Source organism: Streptomyces sp. NPDC046335, assembly GCF_055587985.1.
In genome coordinates this window covers 523,445-539,074 of the sequence record NZ_JBVJFF010000002.1, presented here as the reverse complement: position 1 = coordinate 539,074, position 15,630 = coordinate 523,445, and the positions used below count along the sequence as shown (strand labels likewise).

General features: G+C 69.9%; 14 protein-coding genes. 9 read left to right on the top strand and 5 right to left on the bottom strand.

Annotated features, from left to right (window positions below; translation table 11 throughout):
* The first annotated feature begins 16 nt into the window (after positions 1-16).
* The 3 genes from pheA to ACZ6JY_RS06225 all read left to right on the top strand — a co-directional run bounded on the left by pheA (position 17) and on the right by ACZ6JY_RS06225 (position 3,711).
* The gene (gene pheA / locus ACZ6JY_RS06235; RefSeq protein ID WP_469192740.1) at positions 17-952 is read left to right on the top strand and encodes a prephenate dehydratase; all 936 of its coding nucleotides are present in this window, start codon (positions 17-19) and stop codon (positions 950-952) included.
* Between the two features lie 657 nt (positions 953-1,609).
* On the top strand, positions 1,610-2,887 hold the full coding sequence (gene serS, locus ACZ6JY_RS06230; protein ID WP_469192738.1) for a serine--tRNA ligase: 1,278 nt from the start codon (positions 1,610-1,612) through the stop codon (positions 2,885-2,887).
* On the top strand, positions 2,884-3,711 hold the full coding sequence (locus ACZ6JY_RS06225; protein WP_469192736.1) for an HAD family hydrolase: 828 nt from the start codon (positions 2,884-2,886) through the stop codon (positions 3,709-3,711). The genes serS and ACZ6JY_RS06225 overlap by 4 nt, the downstream gene beginning before the upstream one ends.
* A 35-nt stretch (positions 3,712-3,746) precedes the next feature.
* On the opposite strand, the gene ACZ6JY_RS06220 is transcribed toward ACZ6JY_RS06225, so the two are convergent.
* The 4 genes from ACZ6JY_RS06220 to ACZ6JY_RS06205 are packed head-to-tail and all read right to left on the bottom strand — an operon-like array spanning position 3,747 to position 7,273.
* Entirely contained in the window at positions 3,747-4,466 is a 720-nt protein-coding gene (locus ACZ6JY_RS06220; protein WP_469192734.1) for an ABC transporter permease subunit, read from the bottom strand.
* 11 nt (positions 4,467-4,477) lie between these two features.
* A complete protein-coding gene (locus ACZ6JY_RS06215) occupies positions 4,478-5,389 on the bottom strand; it encodes an ABC transporter ATP-binding protein (RefSeq protein WP_469192732.1) in 912 nt (303 codons plus the stop codon).
* Complete coding sequence (locus ACZ6JY_RS06210) at positions 5,389-6,270, bottom strand: ABC transporter permease (protein WP_469192730.1); 882 nt, start codon at positions 6,268-6,270, stop codon at positions 5,389-5,391. Before ACZ6JY_RS06210 ends, ACZ6JY_RS06215 begins: the two co-directional genes overlap by 1 nt.
* Positions 6,260-7,273, bottom strand: coding sequence for an ABC transporter ATP-binding protein (locus ACZ6JY_RS06205; RefSeq protein ID WP_469193025.1), 1,014 nt, complete (start codon positions 7,271-7,273; stop codon positions 6,260-6,262). The genes ACZ6JY_RS06210 and ACZ6JY_RS06205 overlap by 11 nt, the downstream gene beginning before the upstream one ends.
* 290 nt (positions 7,274-7,563) lie before the next feature.
* Between ACZ6JY_RS06205 and ACZ6JY_RS06200 the strand changes: the two genes are divergently transcribed.
* From ACZ6JY_RS06200 to ACZ6JY_RS06175, 6 genes are all read left to right on the top strand, one after another.
* Positions 7,564-8,415: a M24 family metallopeptidase gene (locus tag ACZ6JY_RS06200; RefSeq protein ID WP_469192728.1), complete on the top strand. Its 852-nt coding sequence runs from the start codon at positions 7,564-7,566 to the stop codon at positions 8,413-8,415.
* Entirely contained in the window at positions 8,412-10,199 is a 1,788-nt protein-coding gene (locus ACZ6JY_RS06195) for an SDR family oxidoreductase (protein WP_469192726.1), read from the top strand. Before ACZ6JY_RS06200 ends, ACZ6JY_RS06195 begins: the two co-directional genes overlap by 4 nt.
* A complete protein-coding gene (locus tag ACZ6JY_RS06190) occupies positions 10,196-11,212 on the top strand; it encodes a MerR family transcriptional regulator (RefSeq protein WP_469192724.1) in 1,017 nt (338 codons plus the stop codon). The genes ACZ6JY_RS06195 and ACZ6JY_RS06190 overlap by 4 nt, the downstream gene beginning before the upstream one ends.
* Before the next feature lie 199 nt (positions 11,213-11,411).
* Entirely contained in the window at positions 11,412-11,870 is a 459-nt protein-coding gene (locus ACZ6JY_RS06185) for a hypothetical protein (protein ID WP_469192722.1), read from the top strand.
* Between the two features lie 35 nt (positions 11,871-11,905).
* On the top strand, positions 11,906-12,829 hold the full coding sequence (locus ACZ6JY_RS06180; protein ID WP_469192720.1) for an LLM class flavin-dependent oxidoreductase: 924 nt from the start codon (positions 11,906-11,908) through the stop codon (positions 12,827-12,829).
* Positions 12,830-12,890: 61 nt separating this feature from the next.
* Positions 12,891-13,835: a Cof-type HAD-IIB family hydrolase gene (locus tag ACZ6JY_RS06175; protein WP_469192718.1), complete on the top strand. Its 945-nt coding sequence runs from the start codon at positions 12,891-12,893 to the stop codon at positions 13,833-13,835.
* 18 nt (positions 13,836-13,853) lie between these two features.
* On the opposite strand, the gene ACZ6JY_RS06170 is transcribed toward ACZ6JY_RS06175, so the two are convergent.
* Positions 13,854-15,590: a GAF domain-containing sensor histidine kinase gene (locus ACZ6JY_RS06170; protein ID WP_469192716.1), complete on the bottom strand. Its 1,737-nt coding sequence runs from the start codon at positions 15,588-15,590 to the stop codon at positions 13,854-13,856.
* Between the last annotated feature and the right edge of the window lie 40 nt (positions 15,591-15,630).

Genomic DNA, 15,630 nt, shown 5'->3' with positions numbered 1-15,630 from the left:
GCATTAGGGTGACGGTATGTCGGCGACGCGCTACACCTATCTCGGCCCCGAAGGCACCTTCACCGAGGCCGCTCTCCGCACGCTGCCCGAAGCGGCCACCCGGGAGCTCGTCCCGATGGTGTCCGTGCCCGCCGCGCTGGACGCGGTCCGCAACGGCGAGGCGGCGGCGGCGCTCGTGCCGATCGAGAACTCGGTCGAGGGCGGCGTCACGACCACCGTCGACGAACTCGCCAAGGGCGAGCCGTTGATGATCTACCGCGAGGTGGTCCTGCCGATCACCTTCGCGCTCCTCGTACGCCCCGGCACCGTACTCAAGGACATCAAGACGGTGACCGGCCACCCGGTGGCCCAGCCGCAGGTGCGCAACTGGCTCGCGGCCCATCTGCCGGACGCCCTGTGGGAGTCGGCGGCCTCGAACGCGGACGGTGCGCGTCTCGTCCAGGAGGGCCGCTTCGACGCCGCCTTCGCCGGGGAGTTCGCCGCGGCGACGTACGGCCTCGAACCGCTGGTCAGCGAGATCCACGACGCGGCGAACGCCGCCACCCGCTTCGTCCTGACCGGCCGCCCCGCCCGTCCGGCCGCTCCGACCGGCGCCGACAAGACCTCGGTCGTCATCTGGCTGGGCGACGACCACCCCGGCGCCCTGCTCGAACTGCTCCAGGAGTTCGCCGTACGGGGCGTCAACCTGATGCGCATCGAGTCCCGCCCGACCGGCCAGGGCATCGGCAACTACTGCTTCTCGGTGGACGCCGAGGGACACATCACCGACCGCCGCGTCGGCGAGGCGCTGATGGGCCTCAAGCGCATCTGCCCCCAGGTGCGCTTCCTCGGCTCGTACCCGCGGGCCGGGATGACGTCGGCGGACGTACGTGAACTGCGGCCCGGGACGTCGGACGTGGAGTTCGCGGCGGCGTCCGACTGGTTGGCGCGCTGCCAGGACGGCCGTTTCTAGCCACCAGCGGCCGACGGGCGCCCCGGATACCGCCCCGGACGCCATTCCTACCTGCAGATTTACGTTGTCCACAGAAGTTATCCACAGGCTCGCATCTCGACCTGGGGACAAGTCGACAGCGAGGTGTGACATGGTCGACAAATCGGTCCACAGGACCCAAGTCCCACCACCGTCCCGCACGTCACCCCTCGTCCACCCTTTTCCATTGATCAACTCTTTGGAGCGAACCTTTTCCACTCGAAAGTGGTTGAGAGGGTGGTTTGGGAAGGGATTCCTTCGTCGCACTTGCGGCTTTCGGAATGCCCTCTTCCGGCATCCACAGATCTTTCGCACACCCTGTGGATAACTTTCCTGAGGCGCCCATTCCTGTGGACAACCGGGGTGGGCGGAGCCCCCAAGTCCCGCTTCCCACACGGCCGTCAGGTCAAGGCGACGTAAGCGTTCTGCCCCATTTCAGGGAGGGCGCCCCTTTTATTGACCATGCGCCGACGAACGTACGAGGGCACGCGACGAAGAGCTTTTTCGGCCGCTCCCGCCCATCCGGAAAAGCGGCGAACCCGCTACCGGCGCTGGTGTCGACAACCGACAAAACGGCTATAACGCACGGACGGGAATATGGAGTCGTGGGCCCGAACCGCACAACGGTAGCCTTGAGGGGTGATTGACCTTCGCCTGCTCCGTGAGGACCCCGACCGTGTTCGCGCCTCCCAGCGCGCCCGTGGAGAGGACGTCGCGCTCGTCGACGCCCTGCTCTCCGCCGATGAGCGGCGCAGGTCGTCCGGCGTCCGCTTCGACGAGCTGCGCTCCGAGCAGAAGGCGCTCGGCAAGCTGATCCCCAAGGCGTCGCCGGAGGAGAAGCAGGAGCTCCTGAAGAAGGCGGGCGAGCTCTCCGCCGCCGTCAAGGCCGCCGACGCCGCGCAGGACGAGGCCGACGAGGAGACCAAGCGCCTCCTCGGACAGCTCGGCAACATCGTCCACACGGACGTCCCGGTCGGCGGCGAGGAGGACTTCGTCGTCCTCGACACGATCGGCACCCCGCGTGACTTCGCGGCCGAGGGCTTCCGGCCCAAGGACCACCTGGAGCTCGGCGAGGCGCTGGGCGCCATCGACGTCGAGCGCGGCGCGAAGGTCTCCGGCTCGCGCTTCTACTACCTGACGGGTATCGGCGCGCTGCTCGAACTGGCCCTGGTGAACGCGGCGATCGCGCAGGCGACGGAGGCCGGGTTCATCCCGATGCTGACGCCCGCCCTGGTCCGCCCGCGCGCCATGGAGGGCACGGGCTTCCTCGGCCAGGCCGCCGAGAACGTCTACCACCTGGAGAAGGACGACTACTACCTGGTCGGCACCTCCGAGGTCGCGCTCGCCGGTTACCACATGGACGAGATCATCGACGCCGACAAGCTGCCCCTGCGGTACGCGGGCTTCTCGCCCTGCTTCCGCCGTGAGGCGGGTACGTACGGCAAGGACACCCGCGGCATCTTCCGCGTGCACCAGTTCGACAAGGTCGAGATGTTCTCGTACGTCGACCCGGCCGACGCCGAGAACGAGCACAAGCGCCTCCTGGAGTGGGAGAAGCAGTGGCTGACCGGTCTCGGCCTGCCCTTCCAGGTGATCGACGTGGCGACGGGTGACCTCGGCGCCTCGGCCTCGCGCAAGTTCGACTGCGAGGCGTGGATCCCCACCCAGGGCAAGTACCGCGAGCTGACCTCCGCGTCGAACTGCGACGGCTTCCAGGCCCGCCGCCTCTCCATCCGGTACCGCGACGGCAAGAAGGTCCAGCCGCTCTCGACGCTGAACGGCACGCTCTGCGCCGTCCCGCGCACGATCGTGGCGCTCCTGGAGAACCACCAGCAGGCCGACGGCTCCGTGGTGGTGCCCGAGGTCCTGCGTCCGTACCTCGGGGGCCGAGAGATCCTGGAGCCCGTCGCCAAGTGAGCCAGCCAGCTCCGGTCACGCCGTCCTTCCCGTACAAGCTGGTCGCCACCGACCTCGACGGGACGCTGCTGCGGTCCGACGACACGGTGTCGGACCGCACTCGCGACGCCCTCACCGCGGCCACCGCGGCGGGCGCGGCGCACATCGTCGTCACCGGCCGTGCGGTCCCGTGGACGCGGCACATCCTCGACGACCTCGGTTACGACGGCATAGCGGTGTGCGGGCAGGGCGCGCAGGTCTACCACGCGGGTGAGCACCGGCTGCTCACCTCGGTCACGCTCGACCGGCAGCTCGCGGGCCTGGCGCTGGCGAAGATCGAGGCGGAGATCGGCCCGCTGGCCCTCGCCGCGAGCCGCGACGGCATCGACGGCGAGGTCCTGGCCGGTCCGGGATACGCGGTCCAGGAGGGCCCCCTCCCCGTCATCTCCCTGACGGACCCGTCCGACCTGTGGTCGGCCCCGCTGAACAAGGTGTACATCCAGCACCCCGGCCTCGGTGACGACGCCCTCGCGGCCGTGGCGCACCAGGTGGCCGGGGATCTGGTCGGCGTGACGATGGCCGGCGAGGGCATCGTCGAACTGCTCCCGCTCGGCCTCACCAAGGCCACCGGCCTCTCCCTCGCGGCCCGCCGCCTGGGCGCGAAGGCCGTGGACACGATCGCCTTCGGCGACATGCCGAACGACATCCCGATGTTCGCCTGGGCGGCCCACGGCGTGGCCATGGCCAACTCCCACGAAGAACTCAAGGCAGTGGCCGACGAGCTGACGACGTCCAACGAGGCGGACGGCATCGCGGTCGTCCTCGAACGGCTGCTCGGCCGATAGGGGCCGACGGCCCCGTCCGGCCCCGGCCCCGTCTCCTACTCCTCCCCGGCCAGTGTCAGTGCCCTGAGCTTCTGGCCCGCGTACCAGGTGGCCGCGACCGTGACGATCACCAGGAGAGCCGTCGCCGCCGGCAGGCCCACGTCGGACGTGATCAGGTCGCCCTTGCCGACCTTCTCGGCGACCGCGAGGGACCACTGCTGCACGCTGAGCGTGCGCGCACCGGCCACCAGCGACCCGAACAAGGTCTCCCAGACCAGGGCGTAGACGAGCCCGAAGACCACCGCGTGCCGGGTGACCGTGCCGAGGAGCAGGAAGATCGCGGCGTACGTGATCGAGGCGACCAGCGCCGCGATCGTGTAGGCCACGGCGATCTGCTGGCCGTTGCCGTTGAGGATCATGCCCGCGATGAAGGTGGGTATCGCGGAGAAGGCCATGGTCACGGCGACGGCGACGATCAGCTTGGTGAAGATGATCGTGGGCCGCTTGACCGGCTTGGAGAGCAGATAGACGACGGAGCCGTCGTCGATCTCGGGGCCGATGGCGCCGGTGCCCGCGATGACGCCGATGATCGGCACCATGGTGGCGAGCGCGAAGCCGCCCAGGACGTCGACGGCCACTTGGTCGTCGGCGCCGCTGAAGCCGCGCACCGCGCCGGCGATGACGACCAGCAGGACGGGCAGGGCCAGGAGGATCAGTGCCCGGCGGCGGCCGAGCAGGGCCCGGTAGGTGAGCCGGGCGACAGTGGGGTCGTACATGAGGCTCCCTTTCAGGCCGCGACGAGGTAGGAGAAGACCGACTCAAGGGACTCGTCCGATGGCGAGACCGTGAGGAGCCGGATGCCGTGCTCGCGGGCGACGCGAGGCAGCAGCGTGGTGAACCGGCCGAAGTCGACCGCCTGGATGCGCAACGCGCCCTCCTTGAGATCGACTTCGATCCCGGCCGTCGACGGGTCGGAGATCAGCGCGGCGGCCAGGGCCCGGTCGTCGCTGGAGCGGATCAGATAGCGGTGGGGCCGGTCGGTCATCAGGCGGCGGATCCTGCGGAAGTCACCGCTCGCCGCGTGCCGTCCGGCGACGATCACCTCGATGTGCGAGGCCAGTTGCTCGACCTCTTCCAGGATGTGCGAGGAGAACAGGACGGTGCGGCCCCGGTCGCCCATGGTCCGCAGGAGCTCCATGAGCTGCATGCGCTGACGGGGGTCCATGCCGTTGAACGGCTCGTCGAGCAGCAGCACGGAGGGGTCGTGGACCAAGGCGGAGGCCATCTTCACGCGCTGGCGCATGCCCTTGCTGTACGTGGAGATCTTCCGGTCCTGCGCGTACTCCATGTCGACGGTCGCGAGCGCCTTCTTGGCGGCCCGCTCGTCCAGGCCGTGCAGCTCGGCGTTGGCGACGACGAACTCGCGGCCGGTGAGGAAGTCGTACATCGCCTCGCGCTCGGGGACGATGCCGATGTCCTTGTATATCTCTTCGTTGCGCCAGATCGGCCTGGCGTCGAGCGTGACGCTGCCCGTGGAGGGGGCGAGAAAGCCGCCCATCATATTGATGAGGGTCGACTTGCCCGCGCCGTTCGGGCCGAGGAGCCCCGTGACTCCCGGACCGACGTTCATGGTGATGTCGTTGACCGCCACCACGTTGCCGAACCAGCGGGACGTGTGGTCGATGCTGATGGTGGTCATTAGAGGCCGACCTTTCGGTAGCGGCGCATCAGCGCGCCGTAGCAGCCGGCGATGAGGCCGAGCACGACGAGTACATAGACGACGCCGACACCGGACGATGGTCCGTCCCCGCCGGGGAAGGCGGAGGTCGCGCCGAGGAACGCCGTCTGCACGCCGTCGATGAGCGTGATGGGCGAGAACAGCCCGAGCCAGGCGATGGCGTCCGTGCTGCCCTGCTCGTAGGCGATGGCCTGGACCGTGGAGACCGCTCCATAGGTGATCGTCAGGACGGCGATGACGGCCGCGATGCCGAAGCCGCGGCGGGGTGTGACCGCCGAGATGACAAGGGCTATGCCGGAGAAGAGGAGCGAGAGCAGCGCCACGGAGACCAGGCCCTGGCCGAAGCCCTCCGTCTGGTCCAGGAAGTCGAGCTTGGCCAGCAGCGCCCCTATGTAGAGCACGAGCAGCGGCGCGGCGGTGAGGACGAAGAGGGCGGAGGTCATGGCGGCGAACTTCGCGAGGACGTAGTCACCGCGCTCGATGGGCCTTGAGAAGTACAGCGGCACTGTCTTGAAGCGCAGGTCGCGGGAGACCGTCTGCGGTGCCTGGGCGGCGAGGAAGAGGCTGATGACGGCCTGCAACACGATCGCGTAGCGCGTGTAGTCGACGGGGAGGTCCTTGGCCTTGGTCGCCACGGCGACGGCCACCATGATCGCGGCCGGCAGGCACATCACCGCGAAGAGGATCATGGGCAGAACCTTGGACTTGGCTGAGCGCCCGAGTCCGTACGCGCCGCGCAGGCTCTGCGAGAAGAGCGAGCGGCGGGCATACGCACGGCCGAGCCGCGGTCCGTCGTAGTCGCGGTAGCCGATGTTGTGGATCTGGGTGGACTCAACGCTCATCGCGCCCGCCTCCTGTCTGCTGTGCGGCCGCGGTCGTGGCCCCCACGGGCTCGGAGACGGGCTCCGGCCGTGCGGCGTCCTGGTCCTTGAAGACCTCCGCGATGTGGTGCCTGCGCTGTTCCATCCGGACCAGGCCGAGGCCGAGGTCGGCGACGAGGTCACGCACGAGGTCGTACGTCTCCTCGCCGTCGGCGGTGAGGAGGATCGTATGGCCGGCGCCGGGCAGTTCGCCGCCGGTCTCGGTCTCCATGCCGCGCCCGCGCAAGGCTTCGCGCAGCGCTGTCGTGCCGTCGGGGCGTTCGTCGGAGTCGGTGACCTCGACGGCCAGCGTCGTGGTGGTCTGGGTGAAGTCGGTGGTGGAGCTGGACCGCAGCAGCTTGCCGCCGTCGACGACGACGACGTGGTCACAGGTGCGCTCCAGCTCGCCCAGGAGGTGCGAGGTGACGAGGACCGAGATGCCGAAGTCGGTGTGGACGCGGCGGATCAGATCGAGCATCTCGTCGCGCCCGGCCGGGTCGAGGCCGTTGGTCGGCTCGTCGAGGAAGACCAGCTGGGGGTCGTGCACGAGTGCTTGGGCGAGCTTGACGCGCTGTTTCATGCCCGTCGAATAGCCGCCTATGGGGCGATACCTCTCTTCATAGAGCCCGACGTGCCGCAGGGTGTCCGCGGTGCGCTCGCGGGCCGCGGTGGGCGGGAGTCCGGACATGCGCGCCATGTGGACGACGAACTCGGTGGCCGAGACGTCGGGCGGCAGACAGTCGTGCTCGGGCATGTACCCGACGCGCTCGCGGATCTGGCCGCCGCTGGTGGCGACGTCGAGGCCGAGCACGGCGGCGCGGCCCTCCGTGGCGGGGGACAGACCCAGCAGGATCTTGATCAGTGTGGACTTGCCGGCTCCATTGGCCCCGACGAGTCCGGTCACACCGGGCCCGATATCCATGGAGAGCCGGTCAAGCGCGGTCACCCTCGGGAACCGCTTGCTCAGGCTTTCGGTCGCGATCACAGTCACGATTCGAAGGTAGTGGCGCGGGCCACACAGGTCGTCAGACCACGGTCTTGTGCTGCCCTCACTCTGGAGTATTAGGGGCCCGTAAGGGTCGTCCGGAAGTCGTCCCCTGGGGGAACTTCCGGACCTGTCCCGGAGGCTTCGGCGGAACTCTTGACGTAGCCGCCGTGCATTGTCACATTCATCAGTGTCAAGTTACGAGCACGTACGGCGACGGGCCGACCGCGTACGACGATGGACTCATACGGGTCCTGTGCGCGGGGGCCCGACACGGGACGGACGGTGTCATGACCGCAGGAGGCGCAACCGGACTCTCCGCCGAGCTGCGGGGGTTCAAGGACGTGCAGGCCCTCGCGTATGAATGCGCGGAGGCGGTCGCGGCGCAGCTCCGACCGGGGGTGACGGAGCGCGAGGCCGCTCGGATGCAGCGCGTGTGGCTGCGGGAGCGGGGTGTGCGGGACTGGTTCCATTTGCCCTTCGCCTGGTTCGGGGACCGCACCGCGTTTGCGAACTTCCGGATACCGCTTCAGTTCTTCCCCACGAACCGCGCGCTGGAGCCGGGGATGCCCTTCATCCTCGACATGGCCCCGGTGCACAAGGGCTTCACGGCCGACGTCGGATACTCCGGCTGCCTGGGGCTCAACCCAGTGCACGACAAGCTCCTCGCCGACCTGGAGGCGCATCGTGAGCTGATCCTGCGCGAGGTGCGCGAGCGCCGCCCGTTGCGCGAGATCTACGAGGACGTGGACCGTCTCATGGTCCGCCAGGGCTATGCCAACCGTCATCGCGCGTATCCCTTCGGGGTCATCGCGCACAAGGTGGGCCGGGTCAAGGAGCGCCGTCTGTCGCCGCACCTCTTCGGGTTCGGCACGCAGTCGCTGAAGGGGCTCGCGAGCGACGTGATCCATGGCCACCGGGACGGCTGGTCACCGCTGTGGTCCCCCTACACATTCTCCGACCACCCGCCCCATCAGGGGCTCTGGGCGGTCGAACCGCACCTCGGATTCCGGGGTACGGGCGCGAAGTTCGAGGAGATCCTGGTCGTCACCGACTCGAAGGATCCCGAGGAGAGCGCGTTCTGGCTGGACGACGACCTGCCGCATGTGCGGCGCTGGGCTGAGGAGAGGGCCGCCGCATGACGACCGGAGCAGGCACCGAGGGACTGAAGGGCGCGCGCGAGCGCCGGGTGCGGACGGGCGGCGTGGAGTTGTGCGTCGCGGAGCTGGGCGACCCGGAGCGGCCCACGGTCGTGCTCGTCCATGGTTATCCGGACTCCAAGGAGGTCTGGACCGAGGTCGCCGGGCGCCTCGCGGACGGCGGCGACTTCCACGTGGTGCTGTACGACGTGCGCGGACACGGCAGGTCGACCGCGCCGAAGCCGCTGCGCGGCGGCTTCACCCTGGAGAAGCTGACCGACGACTTCATGGCGGTGATCGACGCGGTCAGCCCGGACGGGCCGGTGCATGTCGTCGGGCACGACTGGGGTTCGGTGCAGTCGTGGGAGTTCGTCACGGTGCGGCGCACGGAGGGCCGCATCGCCTCCTTCACGTCGATATCGGGCCCCTCGCTCGACCACTTCGGGCACTGGATCAAGAAGCGCGTGTCCCGGCCGACTCCGCGCAGGGTGGGCCAACTGCTCGGCCAGGGCGCCAAGTCCTGGTATGTGTACATGCTGCACACGCCGGTCCTGCCGGAGCTGGCCTGGCGCGGCCCCCTCGGCAAGCGGTGGCCGAAGATCCTGGAGCGCGTGGAGAAGGTCCCGGCGGGCGACTATCCGACGCCGTCGCTGCCCCAGGACGCCGCGCACGGAGCCTGGCTCTACCGCGACAACGTCCGCGCGAGGCTGCGCAGACCGCGCGCCGATGCCTATGCCCACGCGCCCGTGCAGCTCATCACGCCCTCGGGGGACGTGTTCCTCTCCGAGCGGCTCTACGACGATCTGGGCCTCTGGGCCCCGCAACTGATCCGCCGCACTCTGTCGGCCAAACACTGGGCCCCCCGCACCCGCCCGGACCAACTGTCGGCGTGGATCTCCGAGTTCGTGACGGCCCAGGAAGGCGGCGGGGCCTCGCGGGACCGCATGGCCACGGGGAAGTACGCCGACCGGTTCAGCGGCCGGCTCGTCCTGGTCACGGGCGCGGGCAGCGGCATCGGGCGGGCCACTGCCTTCGCGTTCGCCGAGGCCGGGGCGCGTGTGGTGGCCGTCGACCGGGACGCGGAGAGCGCGGCCCGTACGGCGGAGCTGGCGCGGCTGGTCGGCGCCCCCGAGGCCTGGGGCGAGACGGTCGACGTCTCCGACGAGCAGGCCATGGAGAAGCTCGCCGAGAAGGTCGCCGGGGAGTACGGCGTCGTCGACGTCCTGGTGAACAACGCGGGCATCGGCCTCTCCGGCTCCTTCCTCGACACCAGCACCGAGGACTGGAAGAAGGTCCTCGACGTCAACCTCTGGGGCGTCATCCACGGCTGCCGGCTCTTCGGCAGGCAGATGGCGGAGCGCGGACAGGGCGGCCACATCGTCAATACCGCGTCGGCGGCCGCGTTCCAGCCCTCCAGGGTGCTGCCCGCCTACAGCACCTCCAAGGCCGCGGTCCTCATGCTCAGCGAGTGCCTGCGCGCGGAGCTGGCGGGCCAGGACATCGGGGTCTCGGCGATCTGCCCCGGCATCGTCAACACCAACATCACGTCGACCGCGCGCTTCACCGGTGTCGACGCCGAGGAGGAGAAGCGCCGCCAGAAGCGGAGCTCCCGGCTCTACGGCCTGCGCAACTACCCGCCGGAGAAGGTCGCCGACGCGGTCCTGCACGCCGTCGCCAAGAACCAGGCGGTGGTGCCGGTCACCCCTGAGGCCCGGGGCGCCCGGCTCCTGTCCCGCTTCGCCCCCAGGGCCCTGCGAGTGATCGCCCGGCTGGAGCCGCCGCTATGAGCACCGAGAAGCATCCGGAACCCACGGAATCCACCGAACCCACGGACTCCACGGACTCCACGGACTCCACGGAACCCGTGCAGCACCGGGTCGAGTACCGCATAGAGGACCTGGCCCACCACAGCGGGGCGACGGTCCGCACGATCCGTGCCTACCAGGACCGCGGCCTGCTCCCCCGTCCGGAGCGCCGCGGCCGGTCCAACGTGTACGGCGATGCCCACCTGGCGCGGCTGCGGCAGATCGCCGGTTTGCTGGACCGCGGGTACACCCTGGCCTCCATCAAGGAGCTTCTAGAGGCCTGGGACACGGGTCGGGGCCTCGGCGGGGTGCTCGGCCTGGCCGTGGAGGTCGACGGGCCCTGGACGGACGAGAAGGCCGACCGGATATCCCGTGCCGACCTGTACGCCGCCTTCGGTGGCGTACCGGACGAGGAGGCGGTCGCGGACGCGGTCGCGCTGGGCGTGCTGGAGCCGGTGGCGGGGCGCGAGGACGAGTTCCTGGTGCCGAGCCCGCAAGAGCTGGCGGTGGCCGTCGAGTTGCATGCCTCCGGGGTCCCACTGTCGGCGATTTCCGCCCATTTGCGGGAGTTGCGGGGACAGGTCGAGCACATAGCCTCCCGTTTCCTGGAGTTCACGACGGAGCACGTCTTCGCGCGCTACCTCGGCAGCCGTCCGCCGACCGAGGCGGACGCGACCGAAGCCGCCGATCTCGTTCGCCGCCTCCGGCCGCTCGCACAGCAGTCGGTCGACGCGGAACTGGCCCGGGCCATGCGCCTGTTCGCCACCCGGCATCTCCGACAGCACCTGGACCCCGGGCAGCCCGTTCAGCGGCCAAGCGGGACAGTTTCCGTCAGCTTGCCGGCTACGACAATGCGGGCCGTCGAGGCATTGGTTGGCGTTGAACGGGCGGCGGAGTTCATCGGTGCGGCCGCTGAACGGGAGGTTCAGGCGCGGCGCTTGGACTCCATGGCGGCAACACAGGGCCAGGAAGGACAAGTTACCCAAAAGCCGTAATTGTTACGGCGGTTATCCACAGGAACGCCAAATAACCTGTGGATAACCGGACTTGGTTGTGGATCAAACCTTGGAGCAAAAATTCATGGATGAAAAGTCGGTGGACGGAGATCAAGCGTGCGGGAAACCGCCGCCCCGGGCCCCGCCGAGCACCCGAGGCACGCCGTACCGCCCGCTCCGACCAGGCATGATCGTCACCATGGAGCACCTGCACAGCACCGAGGCGGCCGTCAACGCCCTGCGCGAGATCGCCCGCGAGTACAACCGCGAGATCGAGGTCACGCACGACATCGGCGCCGACCGGACGACGCGCCGCTCCGCCGCGGGTCTCGGCGTGACGACGGACCCGGACGGATCGCTGCCGCACGAGGCGTTCGCGGAGTTCGGCGGCTCGCCCCGGGTCTCGGTGCGGCTCTACCCCGAGGACGACGGTGACGCCGACACCCTGATCACCGTCGAGGACGTCGAGTGCCACGACATCCCGCGCGACCAGGTGCCCGCCTTCGTGCGCTCGGTCTTCGGCGGCCTCGCCCACGTCCGGGCCAGGCGCTTCCCGCCCGGCTACCGCCTGGTCGTGCCGCTGCCCGGCGACAAGACGCACAAGGAGTACATCCCGATGGTGCTGCTCACGCCCTGGCTCAGCTCCCGGGTCCGCTGAGCGTACGGCCGGCGGACGGACATACGCTCGGGCACATGAACCTGCGTCTGAGCACCGTGATCCTCCCCGTCCGCCGCTGGCACGAGGGCGGCAGGGAGCGCTGGCAGCGCGCGGAGGAGCTCGGGTTCCACACCGCGTACACCTATGACCACCTCTCCTGGCGGACCTTCCGTGACGGGCCCTGGTTCGGGGCGGTACCCACGCTGACCGCCGCCGCGGCCGCCACCGAGCGGCTCCGCCTCGGCACCCTCGTCACCTCGCCCAACTTCCGGCACCCGGTGACGCTCGCCAAGGAGCTGATCACCCTCGACGACGTGTCGAACGGCCGGATCACCCTCGGCATCGGCGCGGGCGGCAACGGCTTCGACGCCACGGCGCTGCGGGCGAGCGACGAGGAGCCCTGGACGCCCCGTGAGCGGGCCGACCACTTCGGCGAGTTCCTTCCCCTTCTCGACCGGCTCCTGACCGAGGACGTCGTCTCGTACGAGGGGAAGCACTACTCCGCCACCGAGGTGCGGAGCATCCCCGGCTGTGTGCAGCGCCCACGGCTGCCCTTCGCGGTGGCCGCGACCGGGCCGCGCGGGCTGCGGCTCGCCGCGCGCCACGGACAGGCGTGGGTCACCACCGGCGACCCGAAGCTCTTCGAGTCCGGCACCCCGGAGCAGTCACTTCAAGCCATCCGCGGGCAGGCCGAGAAGCTCGCTGCGGCCTGTGACGAGATCGGCCGGGATGTCGCCGAAGTCGACAAGATCCTGCTGACCGGGTTCACGCCCGACCGGCCCCTGGACTCCTTCGACGCCTTCGTCGACTTCGCCGGTCACCACGCTGACCTGGGCTTCAACGAAATCGTTCTGCACTGGCCGCTGCCGGACACCTACTTCGCGGCGGACGAAAAGGTCTTCGAGCGGATCGCCCTGGAGGCGCCGGGGCAGTTGAACACGGGCACGATCAAGTCCTGACGGCACTCAGATGTGCGCCCCAGCGCACGCCCGTGCACGTTTGTGCGGGACAATCGATGGCGTGACCCCAGCTACCCCAGGGCCCGAGACCCCCGCCCCGAACGCCCCGGCCACGACGGACGGAACCGGCAGGACCGAGCCGTGTCCGAGCCCGCGTCCGAGCCCGCGGCTGATCGCCACGGATCTGGACGGCACGCTTCTGCGTGACGACAAGACGGTCTCCGACCGTACGGTCGCCGCGCTCGCCGCGGCCGAGGCCGCCGGGATCGAGGTCTTCTTCGTGACCGGCCGCCCGGCCCGCTGGATGGACGTCGTCAGCGCCCACGTCCACGGTCACGGCCTCGCCATCTGCGGAAACGGCGCGGCGGTGGTCGATCTGCACGGCGGCCCCGGCACCCACAGCTTCGTCAAGATCCGCGAGCTGGAGCGGGCATGCGCACTCGACGTCGTCCGCAGGGTGCGTGCCGCGTCGCCGGGTACGTCCTTCGCGGTGGAGCGGACCGGGGGACTGCACCACGAGGAAACGTATCCGCCGCTGCACATGGAACCCGGCGAGAGCGTCGCGCCCGCCGAGAAGCTCCTCGCGGAGGCCCCCGCGGACCCCGCGGTGGCCGAGCAGCCCGTACTCAAGATCCTCGCCTACCACCCGGAGCTCGCGCCCGACGACTTCCTGGTGGTGGCGAGGGCGGCCGTCGGGGACCGGGCCACGGTGACCCGTTCCAGCCCCAGCGCGCTCCTGGAGATCAGTGGCCCCGGTGTCTCCAAGGCCAGCACGCTGGCGCTGTACTGCGCCGAGCACGGCATCTCGCCCGCCGAGGTCGTCGCGTTCGGGGACATGCCCAACGACATAGAGATGCTGACCTGGGCGGGTACGTCGTACGCGATGGGCAACGCCCACCCGGACGTCATCGCCGCCGCCTCCGGCCGCACGGTCGCCAACAACGACGACGGCGTGGCCGTGGTCATCGAACAGATCCTGGCCGAGCGTGCAGAGCCGAGGACTTAGTGAGGCCCTGGTGAGGCCCTAGTACGGAGCCTGCCAGACCACCGTCGTGCCGCCGCCGTCCTCGCCGGTGCCCGGGCCGTACCAGCTGTCGCCGCCCAGGGACTCGGCCCGCCGTTTGAGGTTCCGCAGGCCGCTGCGCCGGCCGCCCTCGGCGATGCCCACGCCGTCGTCCGCGACGGTCAGACGTACGCCCTGCCGCCCGTCCGGCAGGATCACCGTCGCGTCGACGACGACGTCGATACGGGCGGCCCGCGCATGGCGGAACGCGTTGGAGAGGGCCTCGCGCAGGGCCGCGATGAGGTTCTTGCCGGTCAGTTCGCCGACCATGGTGTCGACGGGCCCCTCGAAGTGGTGCGAGGGCTTGAAGCCGAGCGGGACGGCGGCCATGTTGATCTCCCGCAGCACACGGGTGCGCAGCCCCGACGGCGCCTCGGCCGGGCCCTGATGCAGCGCGAAGATCGCCGTCCGGATCTCCTGAATGGTCACGTCCAGTTCGTCGACGGCCTTGCCGACGCCGACCTGCACCTCCGGCACGACCGACCTGCGCTGGGCGCTCTCCAGCATCATGCCGGTGGCGAAGAGCCGCTGGATGACGAGATCGTGCAGGTCCCTGGCGATCCGGTCGCGGTCCTCGTAGACCGCGAGGCGCTCCCGGTCGCGCTGGGCGTCGGCCATTATCAGCGCGAGCGCGGCCTGTGAGGCGAACTGTGTGCCGAGCGTCCGCTCGGCCTCGCTGAAAGGGCGTTCCCCACGCGCGCGTGGCGTGACGAGGGTGCCGAGGACACGGCCGTCGCTCTGCAGCGGAAGGAGCATGACGGGGCCGTAGCGGCGGGCCAGTTCCGTCATGACGCGCGGGTCGCCCGCCGCGTCGTCGATGAACACGGGCTCTCCGTCGAGGAGCTGGGCGACGATGCGGCTCTCCGGGGGGACGATCATGCCGAGCGCCCCCGTGGGCTCCTCCGAGGAGACCGCGACGACCTCCATTCCGCCCTCCCTGTCGGGCAGCAGCACGATCCCGGCGTCCGAGTCGGCGAGGTGCCTGGCCTGTTCGGCCACGACGGCGAGCGCCTCCTCCACGTCGCTGCCGGAGAGCAGGGCCGTGGTCACCGCGACCGAGCCGTCGATCCAGCGTTCGCGCTGCTTGGCGGCCTCGTACAGACGGGCGTTCCCGATGGCGATGCCCGCCTCCGCGGCGAGGACGCGCACGATGTGCACGTCGTCGTCGTTGAACTCGGCCCCGTTCCGCTTCTCCGTCAGGTAGAGATTGCCGTAGATCTCCCCCTGTACGTGGATGGGGACCCCGAGGAAGGTCCGCATCGGCGGGTGATGGGCCGGGAAACCGCAGGAGCGGGGGTCGGCGGAGAGGTCGGAGAGACGCAGGGTCCTCGGCTGGTGGATCAGCGCGCCGAGCAGGCCCTTGTGACCGTCGGGCAGGCGTCCGATGCGTTCGGCGGTCTCCTCGCCGATGCCGTGGTGGACGAAGTCGGAGAGCCCTTGGCCGTCCTCGGCGACCACGCCGATCGCCGCGTAGCGGGCGTCCGCGAGCTCGGCGGCGGTCTCGCAGATGCGGTCCAGGGTGACGTGCAGCTCCAGCCCGGTGCCGACCGACCGCATGGCTTCGAGGAGCTGCGGCACCCGCGAGGTCAGCTCGGGCGAGAGCCCCTGGAGGCCGCGCGCCGCCCGCGCCTCCGCCTGTCCCGGGCGGGATGTGCCGCCGGGGGGCGGTGAACCGGCGGAGGCCGAAGGTACGGACATGCCTTTGAGCCTAGTAAGTCCTATTTACAGGGGAAAGTCG

Excerpts from the sequence above, each read along its gene's own strand:
- ACZ6JY_RS06190 (WP_469192724.1), top strand. The coding sequence starts at position 10,196 with ATGAGCACCGAGAAGCATCCGGAACCCACGGAATCCACCGAACCCACG.
- pheA (WP_469192740.1), top strand. The coding sequence starts at position 17 with ATGTCGGCGACGCGCTACACCTATCTCGGCCCCGAAGGCACCTTCACC.
- ACZ6JY_RS06195 (WP_469192726.1), top strand. The coding sequence starts at position 8,412 with ATGACGACCGGAGCAGGCACCGAGGGACTGAAGGGCGCGCGCGAGCGC.
- ACZ6JY_RS06220 (WP_469192734.1), bottom strand. The coding sequence starts at position 4,466 with ATGTACGACCCCACTGTCGCCCGGCTCACCTACCGGGCCCTGCTCGGC.
- ACZ6JY_RS06200 (WP_469192728.1), top strand. The coding sequence starts at position 7,564 with ATGACCGCAGGAGGCGCAACCGGACTCTCCGCCGAGCTGCGGGGGTTC.
- ACZ6JY_RS06210 (WP_469192730.1), bottom strand. The coding sequence starts at position 6,270 with ATGAGCGTTGAGTCCACCCAGATCCACAACATCGGCTACCGCGACTAC.
- ACZ6JY_RS06170 (WP_469192716.1), bottom strand. The coding sequence starts at position 15,590 with ATGTCCGTACCTTCGGCCTCCGCCGGTTCACCGCCCCCCGGCGGCACA.
- ACZ6JY_RS06180 (WP_469192720.1), top strand. The coding sequence starts at position 11,906 with ATGAACCTGCGTCTGAGCACCGTGATCCTCCCCGTCCGCCGCTGGCAC.
- ACZ6JY_RS06185 (WP_469192722.1), top strand. The coding sequence starts at position 11,412 with ATGGAGCACCTGCACAGCACCGAGGCGGCCGTCAACGCCCTGCGCGAG.
- ACZ6JY_RS06215 (WP_469192732.1), bottom strand. The coding sequence starts at position 5,389 with ATGACCACCATCAGCATCGACCACACGTCCCGCTGGTTCGGCAACGTG.